Raw genomic sequence first — 17,959 nt, 5'->3', positions numbered from 1 at the left:
TGCGGGGCCTCGTCCTTTTTGTTATACCCCCCACAACAACACCCGCCCCCCCCAACACCCGCGGCGCCCACTGGGGGGGGCCCCGGGGCCGTTCACCCGCCCCCCGGGCCCCACCGCGTGGCGTCGCGTCAGCTGTTGATGGTGTAGCTGTCGCCGTAGACCTTCCACTTCAGCGGCGGGTTGAGGTCGAAGTTCCTGGCGTTGAGGAAGACCGTCTGCTCGGTGTCGACCCGGCTGGTGTCCGAGTGCGCCTCCTCCTTCTTCATGACGACCTTGCGGGCGTCCAGGAAGGCCTTGAGGTAGGTGGCCTCGTCGCCGCCCTGGGCGGGCGTCTTGGCCTTCTTCATGGCGGCGGCGCGGATGCCGCCGAAGCTGTCGGAGCTGTTGCCCGGGCCGTGCATGACGATGGCGTCGTAGTAGGCGAACTGGCCGAGCGCGCGCAGGCCGTCGCTCTTGGCCTGCTGGACGGCGGGGTTGAAGTACACCCGGTCGCGCTCGTCGTTCTGGGCCTGCTGGAAGACGCTGTCCTTGGCGGCGGTGGCCCAGTCCTTCTCGAACGCGGAGCCGAGGCCGGAGTGCGACTCGGTGCCGTTGACCTTCTTCAGGGCCGGCAGGTACTTGGCCAGGATGTTGCCGGGCTTGAGGTCGGTGTAGTGCTGGACCAGCTCCAGCATGTCACCGGTGCCGGAGCAGAAGCCGATGATGCCGGCGGTGTAGCCGCGGCCGTCCTTGATGTCCTCGATGTACTTGTACTGGGCCTTCCAGTCCAGCGACGAGTTCTCCGCGCTGGACACCAGCTGCATGGCGATGTCCTTCTTGTGCGGGTCGTCCAGCCCGACCCCCTTGAGCTGGACGGCGGCGGCCGGCGACGGGGCGGCCTGGGCCGCCGAGGTGGCCGCGACGGTGAGCGGCGCGGCCACCAGGGCGGCGGCGAGGGCGATGCGGAGGGCACGACGGGGCTGAGGGCGCATGGGACGCTCCGATTCCTCGATGCGTTAGGAAACTTTCCTAACGAGAAGTAGGAAAAACCCTGGAGCCGCACTCCCGCAAGGGTTTTGACGGAACCTCTTCAAGCGATCTACGGACCCGCAGGTCAGACCGCCCGGCGCCGGACCCACCAGACCGCCGTCCCGCACAGGGCCACGGCGAGCAGGGCCGTCCAGCCGAACTCGATGAACTGGAAGGACCAGAACCGGCTGTCCGGCTGGTAGGACTCGTGCAGCGAGTAGCCGCCCTCGCCCAGCAGCTTCTGGGCCCCGTAGTAGTCGCCGCCCAGGTCGTAGAGCCGGCCGAGGCCGAGCCGGTTCCCCGCCGGGTCGGTGACCCACAGGCCGCCCTCCCAGCGGTGGTCGAGCGAGGTCTGGGCGAGCGTGTGCAGGGTGTCCTCCAGCGGCGCGCGGTAGTGGAAGCGCAGCGACTCGGCGACCAGGGTGGTCACCACCGAGGCCACCACCCCGATCCCCAGCGCCACCACCGTCCGCCGCAGCACCGCACCCGCGAGCGCGGACAGCGCGAAGACCAGCAGCACCCGGCCGACCAGCGCGGGCGGGGCACTGGTGAACACCAGCGGGGTGAACCGGCCCCCGTGGGCCGCCATCGGCGAGATCCACCAGTTGAGCACCGCCGCCGTCACGGCCGTCGCGACCGCCAGCACACTGCCGACGACCACCAGCCCGCCGACCGTCCAGCGGGTGCGCCCGGCGCCCTGGGTCCAGGCGAAGCGCACCGTGCCGTGCTCGAACTCCCGTGCCAGCAGCGGAGATCCGACGAAGGCCCCGAGGGCGCCGCCCAGGAAGTAGACCACGTTCCCGCCGACCATCAGCTCGGGACCGTACGCGCGCAGGAACTCCTTCCAGCGGTCGTTGCAGCTCCGCAGCGCCATGTCGCACCCGGCCGCACCGGAGCGGTCGAGCCCCGCGTGGAGGTAGTACCCGGTGACGGCCAGCAGCAGGAGCAGCCCGGCGAGGACGCCCAACAGCGTCCGCAGCGCGGGCCGGTGGCGCAACCCGGCCGCCCGCAGGACGGCGGAGCGGGGCGGCGCGAGGATCACGGAGCTCACGGCAGCAGTACCTTCTCGTTCGGACGGACGGACCCGCGCGGGCCGGGGAGGGCGGAAGCGGCCGGCTCGCGCAGGTAGGCGAGCACCAACTCCTCCAGCCCGATGCGCTGTTGGCGCCAGCCGTCGGAGACCGGGGCGTCCACGCCGCCGGTGCGGACCAGCAGGTGGGACTGGGCGCCGGCCCGGCGGTCACGGACCACCGGCAGCTGCCCGGCGACCAGGTCGGCCTCGGCGGTCGGGCCGGTGAGCATCCGGTGGTCGCCCAGCAGGTCGTCCACTTCCCCCGCGACCTGCACCCGGCCGCCTCCGAGCACCACCAGGTAGTCGCAGCTCTGCCGCAGCTCGTTGACGGCGTGCGAGGAGAACACCACCGACAGCCCGTCCTCGGCCACGGCGGTCAGCAGCACGGCCATGAAGTCGTGCCGGGCGAGCGGGTCGAGGGCGGCCAACGGCTCGTCCAGCAGCAGGAGTTCGGGGCGCTTGGCGAGCGCCAGGGCCAGGGACACCTGGGCCTGCTGACCGCCGGAGAGGCGGCCGTACCGGCGGTCCAGCGGGATGCCGAGGCCGTCCAGGTGGGTCCGGGCCCGGGCCTCGTCCCAGCGGCGGTTGAGGTGGCGGCCCATCGCGAGCAGGTCGCGCACCGGCAGGCCCGGGTAGAGCGCGGCGTTCTGGGCGACGAAGCCAATCCGGTCCAACGCCCGGGGCGAGCCGGGCCGTTGGTCGCCGAGTACGGTCATCGCGCCCTCGCTGGGCAGGGTCAGTCCGGCGGCCAGGCTGAGCAGTGTGGTCTTGCCGGCGCCGTTCGGGCCGACCAGGGCCACCACGTGCCCGGCGGGGACGGCCAGCCGGCAGTCCCGCAGCGCCCAGGAGCGGCGGTAGCGCTTGCCGAGCCCGGCGCAGTCGATCACCGTGTCCGCGGCCATCAGGCCACCACCCCGTCCCGACCCTCGCGCAGATCGCGCAGCGCGTCCTCGAACACCGCGGCCATCCCCTCCTCGTCCAGCCCGGCGGTCCGCGCCGAGCGCATCCAGTCCAGCAGCCCGCGGCGCAGCGCGGCCCGCTCGCGCAGCGGCACCACCCCGGCGGGCAGGCCCCGGACGAAGGTGCCCTGACCCCTTCGGCCGACCGCGAGACCGCGGTGCTCCAGCTCGCGGTAGGCCTTGAGCACGGTGTTCGGGTTGATCGCCAGTCCGGCCACCACCTCGCGCACCCGCGGCAGCCGGTCCCCCTCCGTCAACCAGCCCATCCGCAGCGCCTGTTCGACCTGCTGCACGAGCTGCAGGTAGGTCGGGACGCCGGAGGCCGGGTCCAGGCGGAACTCGATGGGCGAGGGCTGGTCGTCGTCTTTATCTACTTCCATAGGTAAAGAGATAAACGACGGACTGAGTCATCGTCAACCCAAGAAAACGGAAAGGGCCCCGCCGCGGACCTCGTGGTCCGCGGCGGGGCCCTGCCAGGGCGCTACCGGATCAGGCGCCGCGCAGCACCGCGCCCGTACGGGCGACGGCCTCGGCGACGGCCGCCTCGCGGGCGGCGCTCGCCTCGTCGGCGGTCAGCGTGCGGTCGACGGCACGGAAGCGCAGCGCGTAGGCCAGCGACTTCTTGCCCTCGCCGACCTGCTCGCCGGTGAACACGTCGAACAGCCGGATGGCCTCCAGCAGCTCGCCCGCGCCGGAGCGCAGCGCGGCCTCGACCTCGGCGGCCGGGACGGCGGTGTCGACGATCAGCGCGACGTCCTGGGTCGCCACCGGGAAACCGGAGACGGTCGGGCCGCCGACCCGCTCGGCGCCGTCGGCGGTGAGCAGGTCGATGTCGATCTCCATCGCGGCGGTGCGGGCCGGGAGCCCGAGCGCCTTGACCACCCGCGGGTGCAGCTCACCGGCGTGGCCGACCACCCGGTCGGTGCCGGCCACCAGCAGCTCGGCGCAGCGGCCCGGGTGCCACGGGGCCAGCTGGCCCTGGCGGACGGTCAGCTCGATGCCGGCCGCCCGGGCCACCGTGCGGGCCGCCTCGACGGCGTCCGCCCAGGAGGCCTGGGCGCCCTTGCCCCACCAGCCCGACGGCAGCCGCTCACCCGCGAGGGCGACGGCGATCCGGCGCGGCTGGTCCGGCAGCGCGGCGTCCAGCGCGGCCAGCTCCTCGTCGCTGGGCCGGTGGTCGACCGCCGGACGCGGGGCCACGCTTAGGTCGTCCTTGGGCAGGAAGACGGTGCCGGTCTCGAAGATCGCCAGGTCGGTGTTGCCCCGGCCGACGTTGCGGCGCAGCGCGCCGAGCAGGCCCGGCAGCAGCGTGGTGCGCAGCGCCGGCTCCTCGTCGTTCAGCGGGTTGACCAGCTTCACCGTGCGGCGGCGCCGGTCGTCCGCCTCCAGGCCGAGCGCCTCGAAGGCGGTCTCGCCGAGGAACGGGTAGTTGTTGACCTCGACGTAGCCGGCCGCGGCCAGCGCCACGCCGATCCGGCGGTTCACCCGCTGGGCCTCGGTCAGGCCCTTGCCCGGGGGGACGTTCGGCATCCGGGCGGGGACGTTGTCGTAGCCCTCCAGCCGGATGACCTCCTCGGCGAGGTCGTACGGGTCGGTGAGGTCGGGACGCCAGGTCGGCGGGGTGACCTCCAGGACGTCGGCCCCGGCGACCGAGCAGCCGATCTCCTGCAGGCGCCGGGTGACGGTCTCGCGGCCGTACGCGGTGCCGGCCACCCGGTCGGGCAGGTCGGCGGCGATGGTGATGGTGCGCACCGGGTGCGGGGCGGCGATGTCGGTGACCCCGGCCTCGGCGGTGCCGCCGGCGATCAGGACCAGCAGGTCGACGGCGCGCTGCGCGGCGGCGCGGGCGGCCTCCGGGTCGACGCCGCGCTCGAAGCGCTTGGACGCCTCGGAGGGCAGCTTGTGCCGCTTGGCGCTGCGGGCGATGGCGACCGCGTCGAAGTGCGCGGCCTCGATGATCACCTCGGTGGTGCCCGGGCCGGCGGCCGGGTCGAGGATCTCGGTGGAGGCACCGCCCATCACACCGGCCAGGCCGATCGGGCCGCTGTTGTCGCAGATCAGCAGGTCCTCGGCGGAGAGCTTGCGCTCGACGCCGTCGAGGGTGGTGAGGCTCTCGCCCGGCTCCGCCCGGCGGACGACGATCGGGCCGGCCACGCGCTGCTTGTCGTAGGCGTGCAGCGGCTGGCCGACCTCCAGCATCACGTAGTTGGTGATGTCGACGGTCAGCGAGATCGGGCGGATGCCCGACTTCTGGAGCCGGCGCTGGAGCCAGATCGGGGACTTGGCGTTCGGGTCGACGCCGACGACCGTGCGGGCCACGAAGCGGTCGCAGCCGGCCTGGTCGTTGACCTTCACCAGGTAGCCGAAGGAGTTCGCCGGCGGCACGTCGAGCAGCGCCGGGTCGGCCAGCGGCAGCCCGTACGCGGCGGCGGCCTCGCGGGCCACGCCGCGCATGGACAGGCAGTAGCCGCGGTCCGGGGTGACGGCGATGTCGAGCACCTCGTCGACGAGCTGGAGCAGCTCGATGGCGTCGGTGCCGGGCTCGAACTCCGGCGGGAGCACGATGATGCCGTTGTGGTCGTCGCCCATGCCCAGCTCGCGGGCGGAGCAGATCATGCCGGCCGAGGTGTGGCCGTAGGTCTTGCGGGCCGCGATCGGGAACGGGCCGGGCAGCACGGCGCCCGGGAGCACGACCACGACCTTGTCGCCGACGGCGAAGTTGGTCGCGCCGCAGACGATCTCCTGCGGCTCACCGGTGCCGTTGGCGTCGCCGACGTTCACGAAGCAGTGCCGGATCGGCTTCTTGAAGCCGGACAGCTCCTCGATGGAGAGCACCTCGCCGACCACCAGCGGGCCCTTGAGGTCGGTGCCGATCTGCTCGACGGTCTCGACCTCCAGGCCGGCCCGGACCAGGCGCTCCGCGACGTCACGGCCGGTCTCGCCGGCCGGCAGGTCGACGTACTCGCGCAGCCAGGAAAGCGGGACGCGCATCAGATCTCCATCCCGAACGGGAGGGTGAAGCGGACGTCACCCTCGACCATGTCGCGCATGTCGGCGACGTTGTGACGATTCATCAGGATCCGCTCCAGGCCCAGGCCGAAGGCGAACCCGCTGTAGCGGTTGGGGTCGACGCCGCAGGCGACCAGCACCCGCGGGTTGACCACGCCGCAGCCGCCGAGCTCGATCCAGCCCTCGGAGGAGCAGGTCCGGCACGGCCGGTCCGGGTTGCCGACGCTCGCACCGCGGCACACGAAGCACTGGAGGTCGATCTCCGCGCTCGGCTCGGTGAACGGGAAGTAGGACGGGCGCCAGCGCAGCTCCAGGCCGCCGCCGATCAGCTTCTCGACCAGCACCTCGATGGTGCCCTTGAGGTCGGCGAAGGTGATGCCCTCGTCCACCGCGAGGCCCTCGACCTGCCGGAAGACCGGGGTGTGGGTGGCGTCCAGCTCGTCGGTCCGGTAGACCCGGCCCGGGCAGACCACGTAGATGGGGGGCTCGCGGTCGAGCATGGTGCGGGCCTGGACCGGGGAGGTCTGGGTGCGCAGCACCACGCCGGAGTCGGCGGAGCCGTCCGGGGCCTGGACGAAGAAGGTGTCCTGCATCGAGCGGGCCGGGTGGTCCGGGCCCAGGTTGAGGGCGTCGAAGTTGAGCCACTCGGCCTCGACCTCGGGGCCCTCGGCGACCTGGTAGCCCATCGCGACGAAGGTGTCCTCGATGCGCTCGGCCATGGTGGTCAGCGGGTGCCGGGCGCCGCGCGGGGCGCGGTCGTACGGCAGTGTGACGTCCACCGCCTCCTCGACCAGCACGCGGGCGTCACGCTCCGCCTCCAGCTCGGCCTGCCGCTTGGCGAGGGCCTGGTTGACGGCCCCGCGGGCCTGGCCGATCAGCTTTCCGGTGGCCGCCTTGGCATGCGGGGGCAGGGCGCCGATCTCGCGATTGGCGAGCGAGAGCGCGGAGCGGTCGCCGGTGTGGGCGACCTTCGCCTGCTTCAGCTCGTCCAGGGAGCCGGCGGCGGCGAACGCGGCGATCGCCTCGTCCCGCGCCTGCTCCACCACCTCGGGCTTGAGGGCCTCGACCTCGACCGGGTCGTACGACTTGTTGGGTGCCGACATCTCTATCTTTCCCGTGCTCCTGCTCGTCCGTGCTCAAGGTCTTTGGGCCAACGCCAAAGGTCGAGTGTAGTCGCAGCGGGTATCACCGCTGCCGCGAAGCCCGTCCCGGGGAACGAGGTCCGACCTGCTCCGAAGCTCACCGCATGCCTTCCGCATGCCTTCCGGACGGGTTCCGGATGACTTCCGGAGGCCTTCCGGGCACGGATCAGAGCATGAAGTCGGGCACCCCGGCGGGCAGGATGAATCGGAACCGGGCGCCGCCGCCGGGCGCGCGGTCGACGCGGATCGAGCCGCCGTGGGCCTCCACGATGCCCTTGACGATGTAGAGGCCCAGGCCCGTACCGCCGCGCTTGGACCCGCGCCAGAAGCGGGTGAAGACGCGCGGCATCGACTCCTCGGGGATCCCGCTGCCTTCGTCGCTCACGGTGACCGCTGTGCCTTCCACGATGCGGGGCGGGGTGCCGTTGCGTTCCCAGACGGGCGCCTCGACGACCTCCTTGGCCGGTGCCACCTCGATCGTGACAGTTCCCTCACCGTGCCGCACCGCATTTTCCAGCAGGTTGGCCAGCACCTGGTCGACCTTGTCCGGGTCGGCCCACAGGACGGTCAGCGGTTCGCCGACCCGGATGTCGAAGCGGTCCTCGGGGATGCCGGTGGCGACCTTGCGCTCGACGTGCCGGCGCACCGCCGCGGCCAGGTCGACCACCTGCTTGCGCAGCTCCAGCCGGCCGGAGTCGATCCGGGAGATGTCCAGCAGCTCGGCGATCAGCCGGGTGACCCGGTCGGCGTCCGCGTCCACGGTCTCCAGCATCAGCCGCTTCTGCCCGTCGGTGAACCGCTCCCACTTGGCCAGCAGCGTCGCCGTGAAGCCCTTGACGCTGGTGAGCGGGGAGCGCAGCTCGTGCGCCACGGTGGCGATCAGCTCGGCGTGGCTGCGCTCGGTGCGGCGCCGGGCCTCGGTACCGCGCAGGGCGATCACCAGGCGCTCCAGCGGCCCGCCCGGCGCGCTGCGCACGTACCGGGCGGAGACCAGCACCTCGCGCCCCCCGGGCAGCAGCAGGTTGCGCTCCGGCTGGCGGGTGCGGATGGCCAGCCCGCCGTACGGGTCGGTCAGCTGCCACCAGCGGCGGCCGTCCAGGTCCTCCAGCGGGAGGACGTCCTCCAGCCCGCTGCCGAGCGCGGCCTGCGGGAGCACGCCGGTGAGCCGGGCCGCGGCCCGGTTGAAGCAGACCACCCGGCCCAGCGCGTCGGCGACCACCAGGCCGTCCGGCAGGTCGTCCGGGTCGAGCTCGGGCCCGCTGCCGACCATGGGTTGCCTCCCCGATTACCCACCGTGCCGTTCCCCCCACCGAGGCAGACCCTAGCGCCTCCCAGGCGCCCGCAGTAGGGCTTGCAGGGGAGTGATCCCCACGCGCCCCGGGGCGTGTCCGCCGGGATCCGCCGCGCACCCGGCAAGGACCCGCAGGACACGCCCCGGGTGCGTCAGGCGTTCGAGCGGCAGCCGCCGGGCGAACGCTGGGCGCGGGCCGAGGCGTACAGGCAGACGGCCGCCGCGGTGGCCAGGTTGAGGCTCTCGGCGTGCCCGTGGATCGGGACGCGCACGACCTCGTCGGTGAGCGCGCGGGTCTCCTCCGGAAGCCCCCACGCCTCGTTGCCGAACACCCACGCGCCGGGCGCCCCCAGGGTGCCCTCGTCCAGCTCCTGGTCCAGGTCGCGCTCCCCCGCGCCGTCCGCGGCGAGCACCCGGACGCCGGCCTCGCGCAGCCGGCCGACGGCCTCCTCGACCGGCACCCCGACCGCCACCGGCAGGTGGAACAGGCTGCCCACGGAGGCCCGGACGGCCTTCGGGTTGTAGAGGTCCACCGAGGCGTCGGTGAGCACCACGGCGTCCGCACCGGCCGCGTCGGCGGTGCGCAGCACGGTGCCGGCGTTCCCGGGGTCGCGCACGTGGGCGAGGATCGCGACCAGCTTCGGGCGGGCCTTGAGCACCTCGGCGAACGGGGTGTCGATGAAGCGGCAGAGCGCCACGATGCCCTGCGGCGTCACCGTGTCGCAGATCTCGGCGATCACCTCGTCGGTGGCGGTCAGCACCGGCAGCCCCTCGGCCAGGGCGGCCTCGACGATGCCGGCGTGCCGCTCGGCGGCCTCCGGGGTCGCGTAGACCTCGACCACGGCGTGCTCACCGGTGCCCGGCAGCCTGCCGAAGGCGATGGCCTCCCGGACGGCCTGCGGGCCCTCGGCCAGGAAGCGGCGCTCCTTGCTGCGCTGGTTGCGCTTGGCCAGCCGGCGGGCGGCCACGACGCGCGGCGAGCGCAGGGAGGTCAGCAGGGGGGTGTCGGTGCTCGGCATGGTCTCGTTCTCCGGAGGCGCTGAAGGAGGGGGAAAAGCAGGACCGGACCCGCAGGAGAGCCTGCGGGTCCGGTCAGAGCTCAACCGATCTCGGAAGATCAGGCGGCGTCGGCGGCGGCCTTCGGGGCGTTCACGTCGGCCGGCAGCGCCTTCTGGGCGACCTCGACCAGGGAGGCGAACGCACCCGGGTCGTTGACGGCCAGGTCGGCCAGCATCTTGCGGTCGATCTCGACGCTGGCGGCCTTCAGGCCCTGCACGAAGCGGTTGTAGGTGATGCCGTTGGCACGGGCCGCAGCGTTGATGCGCTGGATCCACAGCTGACGGAAGTCGCCCTTGCGCTTCTTGCGGTCGTTGAAGTTGTAGACCAGCGAGTGGGTGACCTGCTCCTTGGCCTTGCGGTACAGGCGCGAACGCTGGCCACGGTAGCCGCTGGCGCGCTCCAGGATGACCCGGCGCTTCTTGTGGGCGTTGACTGCCCGCTTGACGCGTGCCACTTGATTACTCCTTGGGTTGGACCACGGACTACTTCACGTGGTCCGTCATTCGAATGGGTCGGGAAGGATCAGCTGTCCCGCTCGCGGCTCGCACCGGGCGGGAGCGCGATCACTTGCCGAGAAGCTTCTTGATCTTCTTGGCGTCAGCGGGGGCCAGCTCGACCGTCCCGGCCAGCTTGCGGGTCAGCGTCGAGGGCTTGTGCTCCAGGAGGTGGCGGCGGCCGGCGCGCTCGCGCAGCACCTTGCCAGAGCCACTGATCTTGAAGCGCTTGCTGGCGCCACTGTGCGTCTTCTGCTTCGGCATTTCGCCGTATCTCCTCGTCGGTCCCGTCCACGCCCGCGCGGCGGCTGCCACGCGGGCGTGAACTGGATGGATCTGCGGTGACCGGGCGGGACGCCCCGTCACCCTGTGGGCCGGTCTCCCGGGCCCTCCTGGCCGGTGAAGGCTCAGGCGCCCTGGGAGGCGGCCGGCTCCTCGACCGGAGCGTCGGCCTCGACGGCCGGCTCCTCGGCCGGGGCGTCCTGCGCCTCGGTCGCGACGTCCTCGACGTCCTCGACCTCGGTCACGACGTCCTCGTCCTCGATCTCCGCAGTGGCGTCGGAGCCGACGGTGCGGCCCTGACGCTCGGCCTTGCGGGCGTCCGCGAGGGCGCGGGCCTCGGCCATCGCCTCGGTCTTCTTCTTGTGCGGGCCAAGGACCATGATCATGTTGCGGCCGTCCTGCTTCGGCGAGGACTCGACGAAGCCCAGGTCCTGGACGTCGTCGGCGAGCCGCTGGAGCAGACGGAAGCCCAGCTCGGGGCGGGACTGCTCACGACCGCGGAACATGATCGTGATCTTGACCTTGTCGCCCTGCTTGAGGAACCGGACGACGTGACCCTTCTTGGTGTCATAGTCGTGCGGGTCGATCTTCGGCCGGAGCTTCATCTCCTTGATGACCGTGTGCGCCTGGTTCTTGCGCGCCTCACGGGCCTTCATGGCCGACTCGTACTTGAACTTGCCGTAGTCCATGAGCTTGCACACCGGCGGCCGGGCGGTCGCCGCGACCTCGACCAGGTCGAGGTCGTACTCCTGCGCGAGCTCCAGCGCCTTGGCAAGCGGCACGATGCCGACCTGCTCGCCGCTGGGACCGACGAGTCGCACCTCGGGGACGCGAATCCGGTCGTTGATGCGGGGCTCGGTGCTGATGGGGCCTCCTCGGTTGCACCTTCTGCGATGCGGCCGTCGGACGGCGGTCGCACGTAGTGGACTCGACCACTGGGCGGGGCTTCATTCGTGCTGCGCTGTCCGGTACGTACACCGCCACACGAAAAAAGCCCCGCTCGGTACAAGCGGGGCTCCACACAACCGGGGCGCCCGGTGAGGGGCGCTGCGGCGACTCGGCGCCAAGGCGCCCGTCGCGGACCGGGACCCGTCGACCGTGAAGCCGATCAGGTGGGAGACTTTCGCGGTTGCCCTCTCGGGCCTCCTCAGTGGAGCCTCCACTTGCTGGCCGAGTGCCCATACGGGATCCCGGCCGGTCAGTCTCGAAGCTTACAGCGTCGGGGGGTCGAACGCTATTCCGCCCCTCCGCGGAGCCCCTTGTACGCTCCACGTGTACCCACACGGCACAACGGAACGAGCCACCCTTGAGCAGCGAGCCCACCCAGAACCCCGGCGCTGACGACGACGCGATCGGCTTCGACGACCTCACCCGCGACATCGCCGAGGTCCCGGCCGTCGAGGTGATCACCACCGTCGCGGTGCACCTGATGAGCGCCGCGGCCGTCAAGTGCGGTCTCGCCGAGGGCGGCGAGAAGGACAAGGACCTGGACGAGGCCCGCAAGCTGATCACCGCCCTGGCCGGGCTGGTCACCGCCGGCGCCCCGGAGATCAGCAACTTCCACGCCGCGCCGCTGCGGGACGGGCTGCGCTCGCTCCAGCTCGCGTTCCGCGAGGCCTCCATCGTGCCGGACGCCCCGGGCGCGGGGCCGGGCGAGAAGTTCACCGGGCCGGTCTACTCCTGAGACCGGACGCGGGAGGCCCGACCCACGTGGGTCGGGCCTCCCGCTCTTTCAGCGCTGGTGGAGCGGCTCCCCCGGCAGCTCCGCGCCGGCCGGCAGCACCGCGAGTTCCAGCCCCAGGTCCAACCGCACCCGCAGCACCGGGTCGGCGGCCACCGCCTGCCCGAGCCGCTGGACGACCTCCACCATCCCCGGATGGTCCAGCGCCGGGTCGAACACCACCACGACCACTCCGTCCGAGCCCTCCGACGCCTCCAGCAGCCCGATGACCACCTGCGGCTCGGCCGCCAGCAGCCCGCGCACCGCCTCGCGCACCTCCGGGTCGAGGGCCGGCGGCAGGAACGGACGGTTCTCCGCCAGCGCCCGCAGCCGGGCGCCGCTCAGCTGGAACGCCACCGGCCCGGCCGGGTCGACCAGCAGGGTGTCGGCCCGCTCCGAGAAGGCCACCATCGCGGCCTGCGGGGCCGCCGTCGGCGCCGGGCGGGCGTCGGCGCGCCAGCGGGCCAGCGTCTCCAGCGAGGTGAAGGCCGGCAGCGCGCGGCGCCCGTCCGGGGCCTCCAGCACCGGGACGGCCATGTCGCTGGTCTTCTCGTGCCGGTGCCCGTGCGCGTCCACCTCGACCTCGCCGAGGATGGCGACGATCGGGACCATCAGCCGGGTGGGGGTCAGCGCCGCCAGCACCTCCGGCTCGGCCGAGCGGTCCTGCGACCAGCGCGCGAGGGCCTCGGTGAGCGCCGGGTCGGCGGTGCCGTCGTCGTCGGAGAAGCCGGGATTCGGGATGCTCTTGCCGACGAACGCCGGGTTGGAGAAGTCTTTGCGGTCCACCCGCCCGACCCTATGCCACCGCGCCCGAGCGGCCCCATTTCCCTGCACGCGACACCTACCCACCGGTAGCGCGGTGTGGCACCCTGCGGCCATGGTGATCCTCGACGCGCCCGCGCCCGCGCCCGCCCCGGTCTCCGACCGCCTCCGGTACGACCGCGCCACCGCCCACCTGGACGGGCCGGTGGCCGTCGTGGACCTCGCCGCCTTCGACGCGAACGCCGCCGACCTGGTCCGCCGGGCGGGCGGCAAGCCGATCCGGCTGGCCAGCAAGTCGATCCGCTGCCGGGCGCTGCTGGAACGGGCGCTGGCCGTGGACGGCTTCCTCGGGGTGATGAGCTTCACCCTGGAGGAGTCGCTCTGGCTGGCCCGCACCGGCGTCCGCGACATCCTGCTCGCCTACCCCTCCGCCGACCGGGCCGGCTTCGCCGAGCTCACCGCCGACCCGGAGGCCGCCCGCGAGATCACCGTCGTGCTGGACGACCCGGCCCAGCTGGACCTGATCGACGAGGCCCGCGGCGGCGACGCCGAGGTGCGGGTCTGCCTGGAGCTGGACACCTCGCTGCACCTGCTCGGCGGCCGGGTCCGGGTGGGCGCCCGGCGCTCGCCGCTGCGCACCCCCGAGGACCTCGGCGCCTTCGCCGAGCTCGTCCAGCGTCGCCGGGGCTTCCGGGTGGTCGGCCTGATGGCGTACGAGGGGCACGTCGCCGGGGTCGGCGACCGGGTGCCCGGGCGGCCGGTGCGCTCGCGGCTGATCCGGCTGATGCAGGCCACGGCCAGGACCGAGCTGGCCGAGCGGCGCGCGGCGGCGGTCCGGCGGCTGCGGCAGGTCGCCGACCTGGAGTTCGTCAACGGCGGCGGCACCGGCAGCGTGGAGTCCACCGTGGCCGAACGCGCCGTCACCGAGGTCGCGGCCGGCTCCGGGCTCTACCAGCCGCAGCTGTTCGACAACTACCGCTCCTTCCGGGGCCGCCCGGCCGCGCTCTTCGGCCAGCCGGTGGTGCGCCGCCCCGGCCTCGGCGTGGTGACCGTCCTCGGCGGCGGCTACCCGGCCTCCGGCGCGGCCGGCCCGGACCGCTCGCCGGTGCCGTACCTGCCGGCCGGGCTGCGCTACGACCCGATGGAGGGCGCCGGGGAGGTGCAGACCCCGCTGCTCGGCTCGGCCGCGGACGACCTGCTGATCGGCGACCGGGTCTGGTTCCGGCACGCCAAGGCGGGCGAGCTGTGCGAACGCTTCGCCGAGCTGCACCTGATCGAGGGCGACCGGATCGTCCGGACCGTGCCGACGTACCGGGGCGAGGGGAAGACCTTCCTCTGACGCTTCGTCCGCCTTTGCCCTACCGTGGTGCCGACACTGCGGTACGACAAGGGAGCAGCATGGACCCCGAGTTCACTGACATCGCCACCCAGGGCGCGGCAATGCTGGCCGGTCTCATGGTCACCTCGGCCTGGGAACGGGTGAAGCCGCGCGTTGCGGCGATGTTCGGCCGCAGGGCGGAGTCGATCTCGGAAGAACTGGACGAAACCCAGGCCGAGCTGGTCGCGGCGCCGGAGGAAGGCCGCGAGTCCGCCGCCCTGAGCGCCCGTGGCGAGTGGGAGCCGAAGCTGCGCCGGCTGCTGGCCAACGACCAGGCAATGGTGGCCGAACTCCAGGCGATCCTGGCGGAGTTCGCACCGGAGCCGGCCGACCAGCCCGGCAGCACGGTGCACAACGAGATCAGCGGGAACGCCAAGATCCACGGCAAGGTCGTCCAGGCCCACACGATCAACGGCAGCCTGAACTTCTGACCTTTCCGGAGCCTTAACGGGGCCCGATGGAACGGCTAACCACAGCCGTCCGTCGGGCCTTTGTGCTGCTCGGGGGCCTACAGTCCGTCAACAAGCACAGCACGCGCGGCTATTGCCATCTGGTCCAGACCAATCCTACGCTCTGGCCCGGGGGCCGCGCGCCGGGCCGGCGGCTCCCGAGCGGGCAGGCGTGCCCGCTCCCCCACACTCGCCCGGAACGACGGTCAAGGAGTCCCCACCCCATGTCCATCAAGCGAAGTGCCCTGTCCGTCGGCGTGATCGGCGCCGCGTTCCTCGCGGTGGCCGGTGCCACCGCCGGCACCGCCAGCGCCCACGGCACGATGACCAACCCCGTCAGCCGGGTCGCGGCCTGCTACGCCGAGGGCCCCGAGCACCCGGTGTCCCAGGTCTGCAAGGACCTCGTCGCCGCGAGCGGCACCCAGCCGCTGTACGACTGGAACGAGGTCAACATCGCCAACGCCAACGGCAACCACCAGGCGCTGATCCCGGACGGCAAGCTCTGCTCGGCCAACCGCGACAAGTACGCGGCGCTGGACTGGCCGCGCACCGACTGGCCGGCCACCGCGGTGAAGGCCGGTGCCTTCACCTTCCAGTTCCGCACCACCGCGCCGCACGTCGGCACCCAGACGGTCTACATCACCAAGGCGGGCTACGACCCCACCAAGGCGCTGAAGTGGTCGGACCTCGACCCGGCCCCGGTGGCCAAGGTGCAGGTCGACCGCAACGCCGTCAACGGGTCCTACACCTACTCCGGCACCCTGCCGCAGCGCACCGGCCGTCAGGTCCTGTACACGGTGTGGCAGCGCAGCGACAGCCCGGAGGCCTTCTACTCCTGCTCCGACGTCGACTTCGGCGCCTCCACCACGGCCGTGTCGGCGCTCGCCGCCCAGGCCCCGGCCGCCCCGAGCGACGCCCAGATCGCGGCCGACGCCTCCAAGTCCACGGTCGCCCACCACGGCCACGGCGGGGACCCGGACTCCCCGGCCGGCCAGGTGGTCCCGACCGCCTCCGCGGCCGTGGGCGGCACCTCGGCCACCGGCCCGCTGCTGCTCGCGGGCGCTGCCGCGATCGGCGTCGGCTGGGCCGGCATGGTGCTCCGGCGCCGTCGCGTCGAGGCTGTTCGACGCGACTCCTGACGCCGGGCGCGGGGGCCGGGCCGGCACACCCCCGTCCGGCCCGGCCCCTGTGGCACCACCCCGCACGGCGGCGAACGGCGGCGGCCCACCCGGGGGTTCTCCCTCCCGGGTGGGCCGCCGCCGTGTGAGGAGCGCGGGGCTCAGGTGGTGGTACCCCCGGGGCCGCCGCCCGTCCCGGGCAGCCCGGGGAGGTTCGGCAGCTTGCCCTTGTACGCCGTGATGCCCTTGACGACGGTGTCCATCACCGCGACGTCCGGCGCCTTGTCGGCGATGTCGAAGCCGAAGTGCACCGAGACCAGTGACTTCCCGTCGGCGGACGGGAAGACCACGGTCTGCACGTAGCCGTTGTTGCCCTTGGGCGCGTCCACCTTCCAGCGGACCAGGTAGCCGTCCTGGCCGTTGACCTTCACGGCCTCGGACTTGAGCTCCTGATGCCCGGTGATCTCGCCGTACGAGTCCTTGGCGGCCGCCTCGATGTCGGTCTTGGCCGCCGCCTGGGCGTCGGTGCCGCCGCCGTCGATCCGGCCGGTGTTCACCCCGCCGAGGGAGCACTCGCCCTTGCCGTCCGCGCAGGTGTACGAGCCGACGGTGAGCATGGCGTAGCCCTTGTCGGTGGTGCCGGCCTCCCAGCCGTCCGGGACCGGCAGGGTGAGCCGGTTGACCACGTCGATCGCCTGGTCGGCGCTCGGGCGGGTCCTGCCGCCGCCGTTGCCGCTCCCGCCGCCCTTGCCGTCCCCGTTCCCGTTCCCGTTCCCGCCGTTCCCGCCGTTGCCGCCGTTGCCGGGGTCGCTGAAGTCCGGGACGCCGCCCCACGGGCCGTGCCCGCCCTGCGGGACCGGGCGGGCGCTGCGCGGGGCGCGGTCCCCGTGGCCGTCCATCGCGAGGTAGGTGATCCCCGCGCCGGCGCCCAGGCCGAGCAGGGCGGCGAGGGTGGTCGCCAGTACCAGCTTGGAGGGCTTGCGCCGGGCCTTGCGCGGCGGCCCGGCGGCCTCGCCGTAGGCGACGCCGAACGGCGGCGGCTCCGGGTAGCGGACGGTCGGGCCGCTCTCCAGCACCTCGCCCTCCAGCACCCTGGGCTGCTCGGCCGCTCCCGGCTCCGGGGCCGCGGCGGCGGTCGGCTCCGCCGCCCGAGCGGCCGCCGCCGGGGCGTCCACCGCCGGGGCGTCCGAGGGTGCGGGCCGGGTGGAGGCCGTCCAGCCCTTGCCGTCCCACCACCGCTGCGGCCTCGGGTCGCTGGTGGTGTCCTTGGGGTCCGGGTACCACCCGGCGGGAATCTGCTCGCTCACACAGAGAATCTAAAGGCAGCCGGATAAACGCGAAATCAGCGCAGCCGGAAATTCCCGCCGTTTTCGATGAGATTCCGGTGAGAACCCCGGCGCGCGGGCGTTCGGCGGCTACAGCGGGGTGACGTACGCCCCGGAGATGCCGCCGTCCACCAGGAACTCGCTCGCCGTGATGAAGGAGGAGTCGTCGCTGGCCAGGAAGGCCACCGCGGCCGCGATCTCCTCGGCCCGGGCGAACCGGCCGAGCGGGATGTGCACCAGCCGGCGGGCGGCCCGCTCCGGGTCCGCGGCGAACAGCTCGCGCAGCAGCGGGGTGTCCACCGGTCCGGGCGAGAGCGCGTTGACCCGGATGCCCTCCCGGGCGAACTGCACGCCCAGCTCGCGGGACATCGCCAGCACTCCGCCCTTGGAGGCGGTGTAGGAGATCTGCGAGGTGGCCGCGCCCATCCGGGCCACGAAGCTGGCGGTGTTGATGATCGAGCCCCGCCCGTGCCGGCGCATGTACGGCAGCGCGGCCTTGCAGCACAGGTAGACAGAGGTCAGGTTGACCTCCTGGACCCTGCGCCAGGCGTCCAGCCCGGTGGTCAGGATCGAGTCGTCCTCCGGCGGCGAGATGCCGGCGTTGTTGAACGCGACGTCCACGCTGCCGCAGGTCTCGTACGCCTCGTCGAACAGCGCCTCGACCATGTACGGGTCGGTGACGTCGGTGTGCACGAACAGCCCGCCGACCTCCTTGGCGGCGGCCCGCCCGGTCTCCTCGTCGAGGTCCGCGCAGACCACCTTCGCCCCCTCCGAGGCGAGCCGGCGGGCGGCGGCCAGACCGATCCCGCTGCCGGCGCCGGTGACCACCGCGGTACGGCCGACCAGCCGGCGGCAGACCACCTCGTCCCGCGCGGCGTGCTTCTCGCTCAT

General features: G+C 73.0%; 18 protein-coding genes. 4 read left to right on the top strand and 14 right to left on the bottom strand.

Going from position 1 to position 17,959, the window contains the following annotated elements; translation table 11 throughout:
- Nucleotides 1–128 precede the first annotated feature (128 nt).
- From ACFWP2_RS26425 to infC, 11 genes are all read right to left on the bottom strand, one after another.
- Nucleotides 129–971, bottom strand: a complete 843-nt coding sequence (locus tag ACFWP2_RS26425) for a chitosanase (protein ID WP_380455657.1) — start codon at nucleotides 969–971, stop codon at nucleotides 129–131.
- Between the two features lie 122 nt (nucleotides 972–1,093).
- Nucleotides 1,094–2,059 (bottom strand): ABC transporter permease subunit, encoded by a 966-nt coding sequence (locus tag ACFWP2_RS26420; RefSeq protein WP_380455655.1) that lies wholly within the window; start codon nucleotides 2,057–2,059, stop codon nucleotides 1,094–1,096.
- Entirely contained in the window at nucleotides 2,056–2,982 is a 927-nt protein-coding gene (locus ACFWP2_RS26415; protein WP_380455653.1) for an ATP-binding cassette domain-containing protein, read from the bottom strand. The genes ACFWP2_RS26420 and ACFWP2_RS26415 overlap by 4 nt, the downstream gene beginning before the upstream one ends.
- Complete coding sequence (locus ACFWP2_RS26410; RefSeq protein ID WP_380455651.1) at nucleotides 2,982–3,419, bottom strand: GntR family transcriptional regulator; 438 nt, start codon at nucleotides 3,417–3,419, stop codon at nucleotides 2,982–2,984. The genes ACFWP2_RS26415 and ACFWP2_RS26410 overlap by 1 nt, the downstream gene beginning before the upstream one ends.
- Nucleotides 3,420–3,528: 109 nt before the next feature.
- Nucleotides 3,529–6,030, bottom strand: coding sequence for a phenylalanine--tRNA ligase subunit beta (gene pheT, locus ACFWP2_RS26405; protein WP_380455649.1), 2,502 nt, complete (start codon nucleotides 6,028–6,030; stop codon nucleotides 3,529–3,531).
- Nucleotides 6,030–7,151: a phenylalanine--tRNA ligase subunit alpha gene (pheS, locus tag ACFWP2_RS26400; RefSeq protein WP_380455646.1), complete on the bottom strand. Its 1,122-nt coding sequence runs from the start codon at nucleotides 7,149–7,151 to the stop codon at nucleotides 6,030–6,032. Before pheS ends, pheT begins: the two co-directional genes overlap by 1 nt.
- A gap of 205 nt (nucleotides 7,152–7,356) precedes the next feature.
- Nucleotides 7,357–8,460, bottom strand: coding sequence for an ATP-binding protein (locus tag ACFWP2_RS26395; protein WP_380455644.1), 1,104 nt, complete (start codon nucleotides 8,458–8,460; stop codon nucleotides 7,357–7,359).
- Between the two features lie 173 nt (nucleotides 8,461–8,633).
- Nucleotides 8,634–9,500, bottom strand: a complete 867-nt coding sequence (locus ACFWP2_RS26390) for a TrmH family RNA methyltransferase (RefSeq protein WP_380455642.1) — start codon at nucleotides 9,498–9,500, stop codon at nucleotides 8,634–8,636.
- Nucleotides 9,501–9,598: 98 nt separating this feature from the next.
- The gene (rplT, locus tag ACFWP2_RS26385; RefSeq protein ID WP_030055649.1) at nucleotides 9,599–9,994 is read right to left on the bottom strand and encodes a 50S ribosomal protein L20; all 396 of its coding nucleotides are present in this window, start codon (nucleotides 9,992–9,994) and stop codon (nucleotides 9,599–9,601) included.
- A 109-nt stretch (nucleotides 9,995–10,103) separates the two neighbouring features.
- Nucleotides 10,104–10,298, bottom strand: a complete 195-nt coding sequence (gene rpmI, locus ACFWP2_RS26380) for a 50S ribosomal protein L35 (RefSeq protein ID WP_030055648.1) — start codon at nucleotides 10,296–10,298, stop codon at nucleotides 10,104–10,106.
- A gap of 143 nt (nucleotides 10,299–10,441) precedes the next feature.
- Nucleotides 10,442–11,182 carry a translation initiation factor IF-3 gene (gene infC / locus ACFWP2_RS26375; RefSeq protein ID WP_380455679.1) on the bottom strand — a complete coding sequence of 247 codons (741 nt, stop codon included), beginning with the start codon at nucleotides 11,180–11,182 and terminating at the stop codon, nucleotides 10,442–10,444.
- A gap of 440 nt (nucleotides 11,183–11,622) precedes the next feature.
- On the opposite strand from infC, the gene ACFWP2_RS26370 reads away from it, so the two are divergent.
- Nucleotides 11,623–12,000 carry a DUF1844 domain-containing protein gene (locus ACFWP2_RS26370; protein WP_316520291.1) on the top strand — a complete coding sequence of 126 codons (378 nt, stop codon included), beginning with the start codon at nucleotides 11,623–11,625 and terminating at the stop codon, nucleotides 11,998–12,000.
- A gap of 48 nt (nucleotides 12,001–12,048) precedes the next feature.
- Here ACFWP2_RS26370 and ACFWP2_RS26365 read toward each other — a convergent pair whose 3' ends face one another.
- Nucleotides 12,049–12,822 (bottom strand): SseB family protein, encoded by a 774-nt coding sequence (locus ACFWP2_RS26365; protein WP_380455639.1) that lies wholly within the window; start codon nucleotides 12,820–12,822, stop codon nucleotides 12,049–12,051.
- A 91-nt stretch (nucleotides 12,823–12,913) separates the two neighbouring features.
- On the opposite strand from ACFWP2_RS26365, the gene ACFWP2_RS26360 reads away from it, so the two are divergent.
- The 3 genes from ACFWP2_RS26360 (at nucleotide 12,914) to ACFWP2_RS26350 (ending at nucleotide 15,764) form a co-directional block, all read left to right on the top strand.
- Complete coding sequence (locus ACFWP2_RS26360) at nucleotides 12,914–14,137, top strand: amino acid deaminase/aldolase (RefSeq protein ID WP_380455637.1); 1,224 nt, start codon at nucleotides 12,914–12,916, stop codon at nucleotides 14,135–14,137.
- A gap of 59 nt (nucleotides 14,138–14,196) precedes the next feature.
- On the top strand, nucleotides 14,197–14,607 hold the full coding sequence (locus tag ACFWP2_RS26355) for a hypothetical protein (RefSeq protein WP_380455635.1): 411 nt from the start codon (nucleotides 14,197–14,199) through the stop codon (nucleotides 14,605–14,607).
- A 242-nt stretch (nucleotides 14,608–14,849) separates the two neighbouring features.
- The gene (locus ACFWP2_RS26350; RefSeq protein ID WP_380455633.1) at nucleotides 14,850–15,764 is read left to right on the top strand and encodes a lytic polysaccharide monooxygenase; all 915 of its coding nucleotides are present in this window, start codon (nucleotides 14,850–14,852) and stop codon (nucleotides 15,762–15,764) included.
- Between the two features lie 140 nt (nucleotides 15,765–15,904).
- Here the strand turns inward: ACFWP2_RS26350 and ACFWP2_RS26345 are convergent, their stop codons facing one another.
- A complete protein-coding gene (locus ACFWP2_RS26345; protein ID WP_380455631.1) occupies nucleotides 15,905–17,050 on the bottom strand; it encodes a DUF2510 domain-containing protein in 1,146 nt (381 codons plus the stop codon).
- Between the two features lie 108 nt (nucleotides 17,051–17,158).
- On the bottom strand, nucleotides 17,159–17,959 hold the full coding sequence (locus ACFWP2_RS26340; RefSeq protein WP_380455629.1) for a 3-oxoacyl-ACP reductase: 801 nt from the start codon (nucleotides 17,957–17,959) through the stop codon (nucleotides 17,159–17,161).

Origin of the sequence: Kitasatospora sp. NPDC058444, assembly GCF_042721415.1 — a bacterium.
Taxonomy (GTDB): Bacteria; Actinomycetota; Actinomycetes; order Streptomycetales; family Streptomycetaceae; genus Kitasatospora.
Note: the sequence above shows the minus strand (reverse complement) of the source record. Positions and strands in the feature narration are given on the sequence as shown.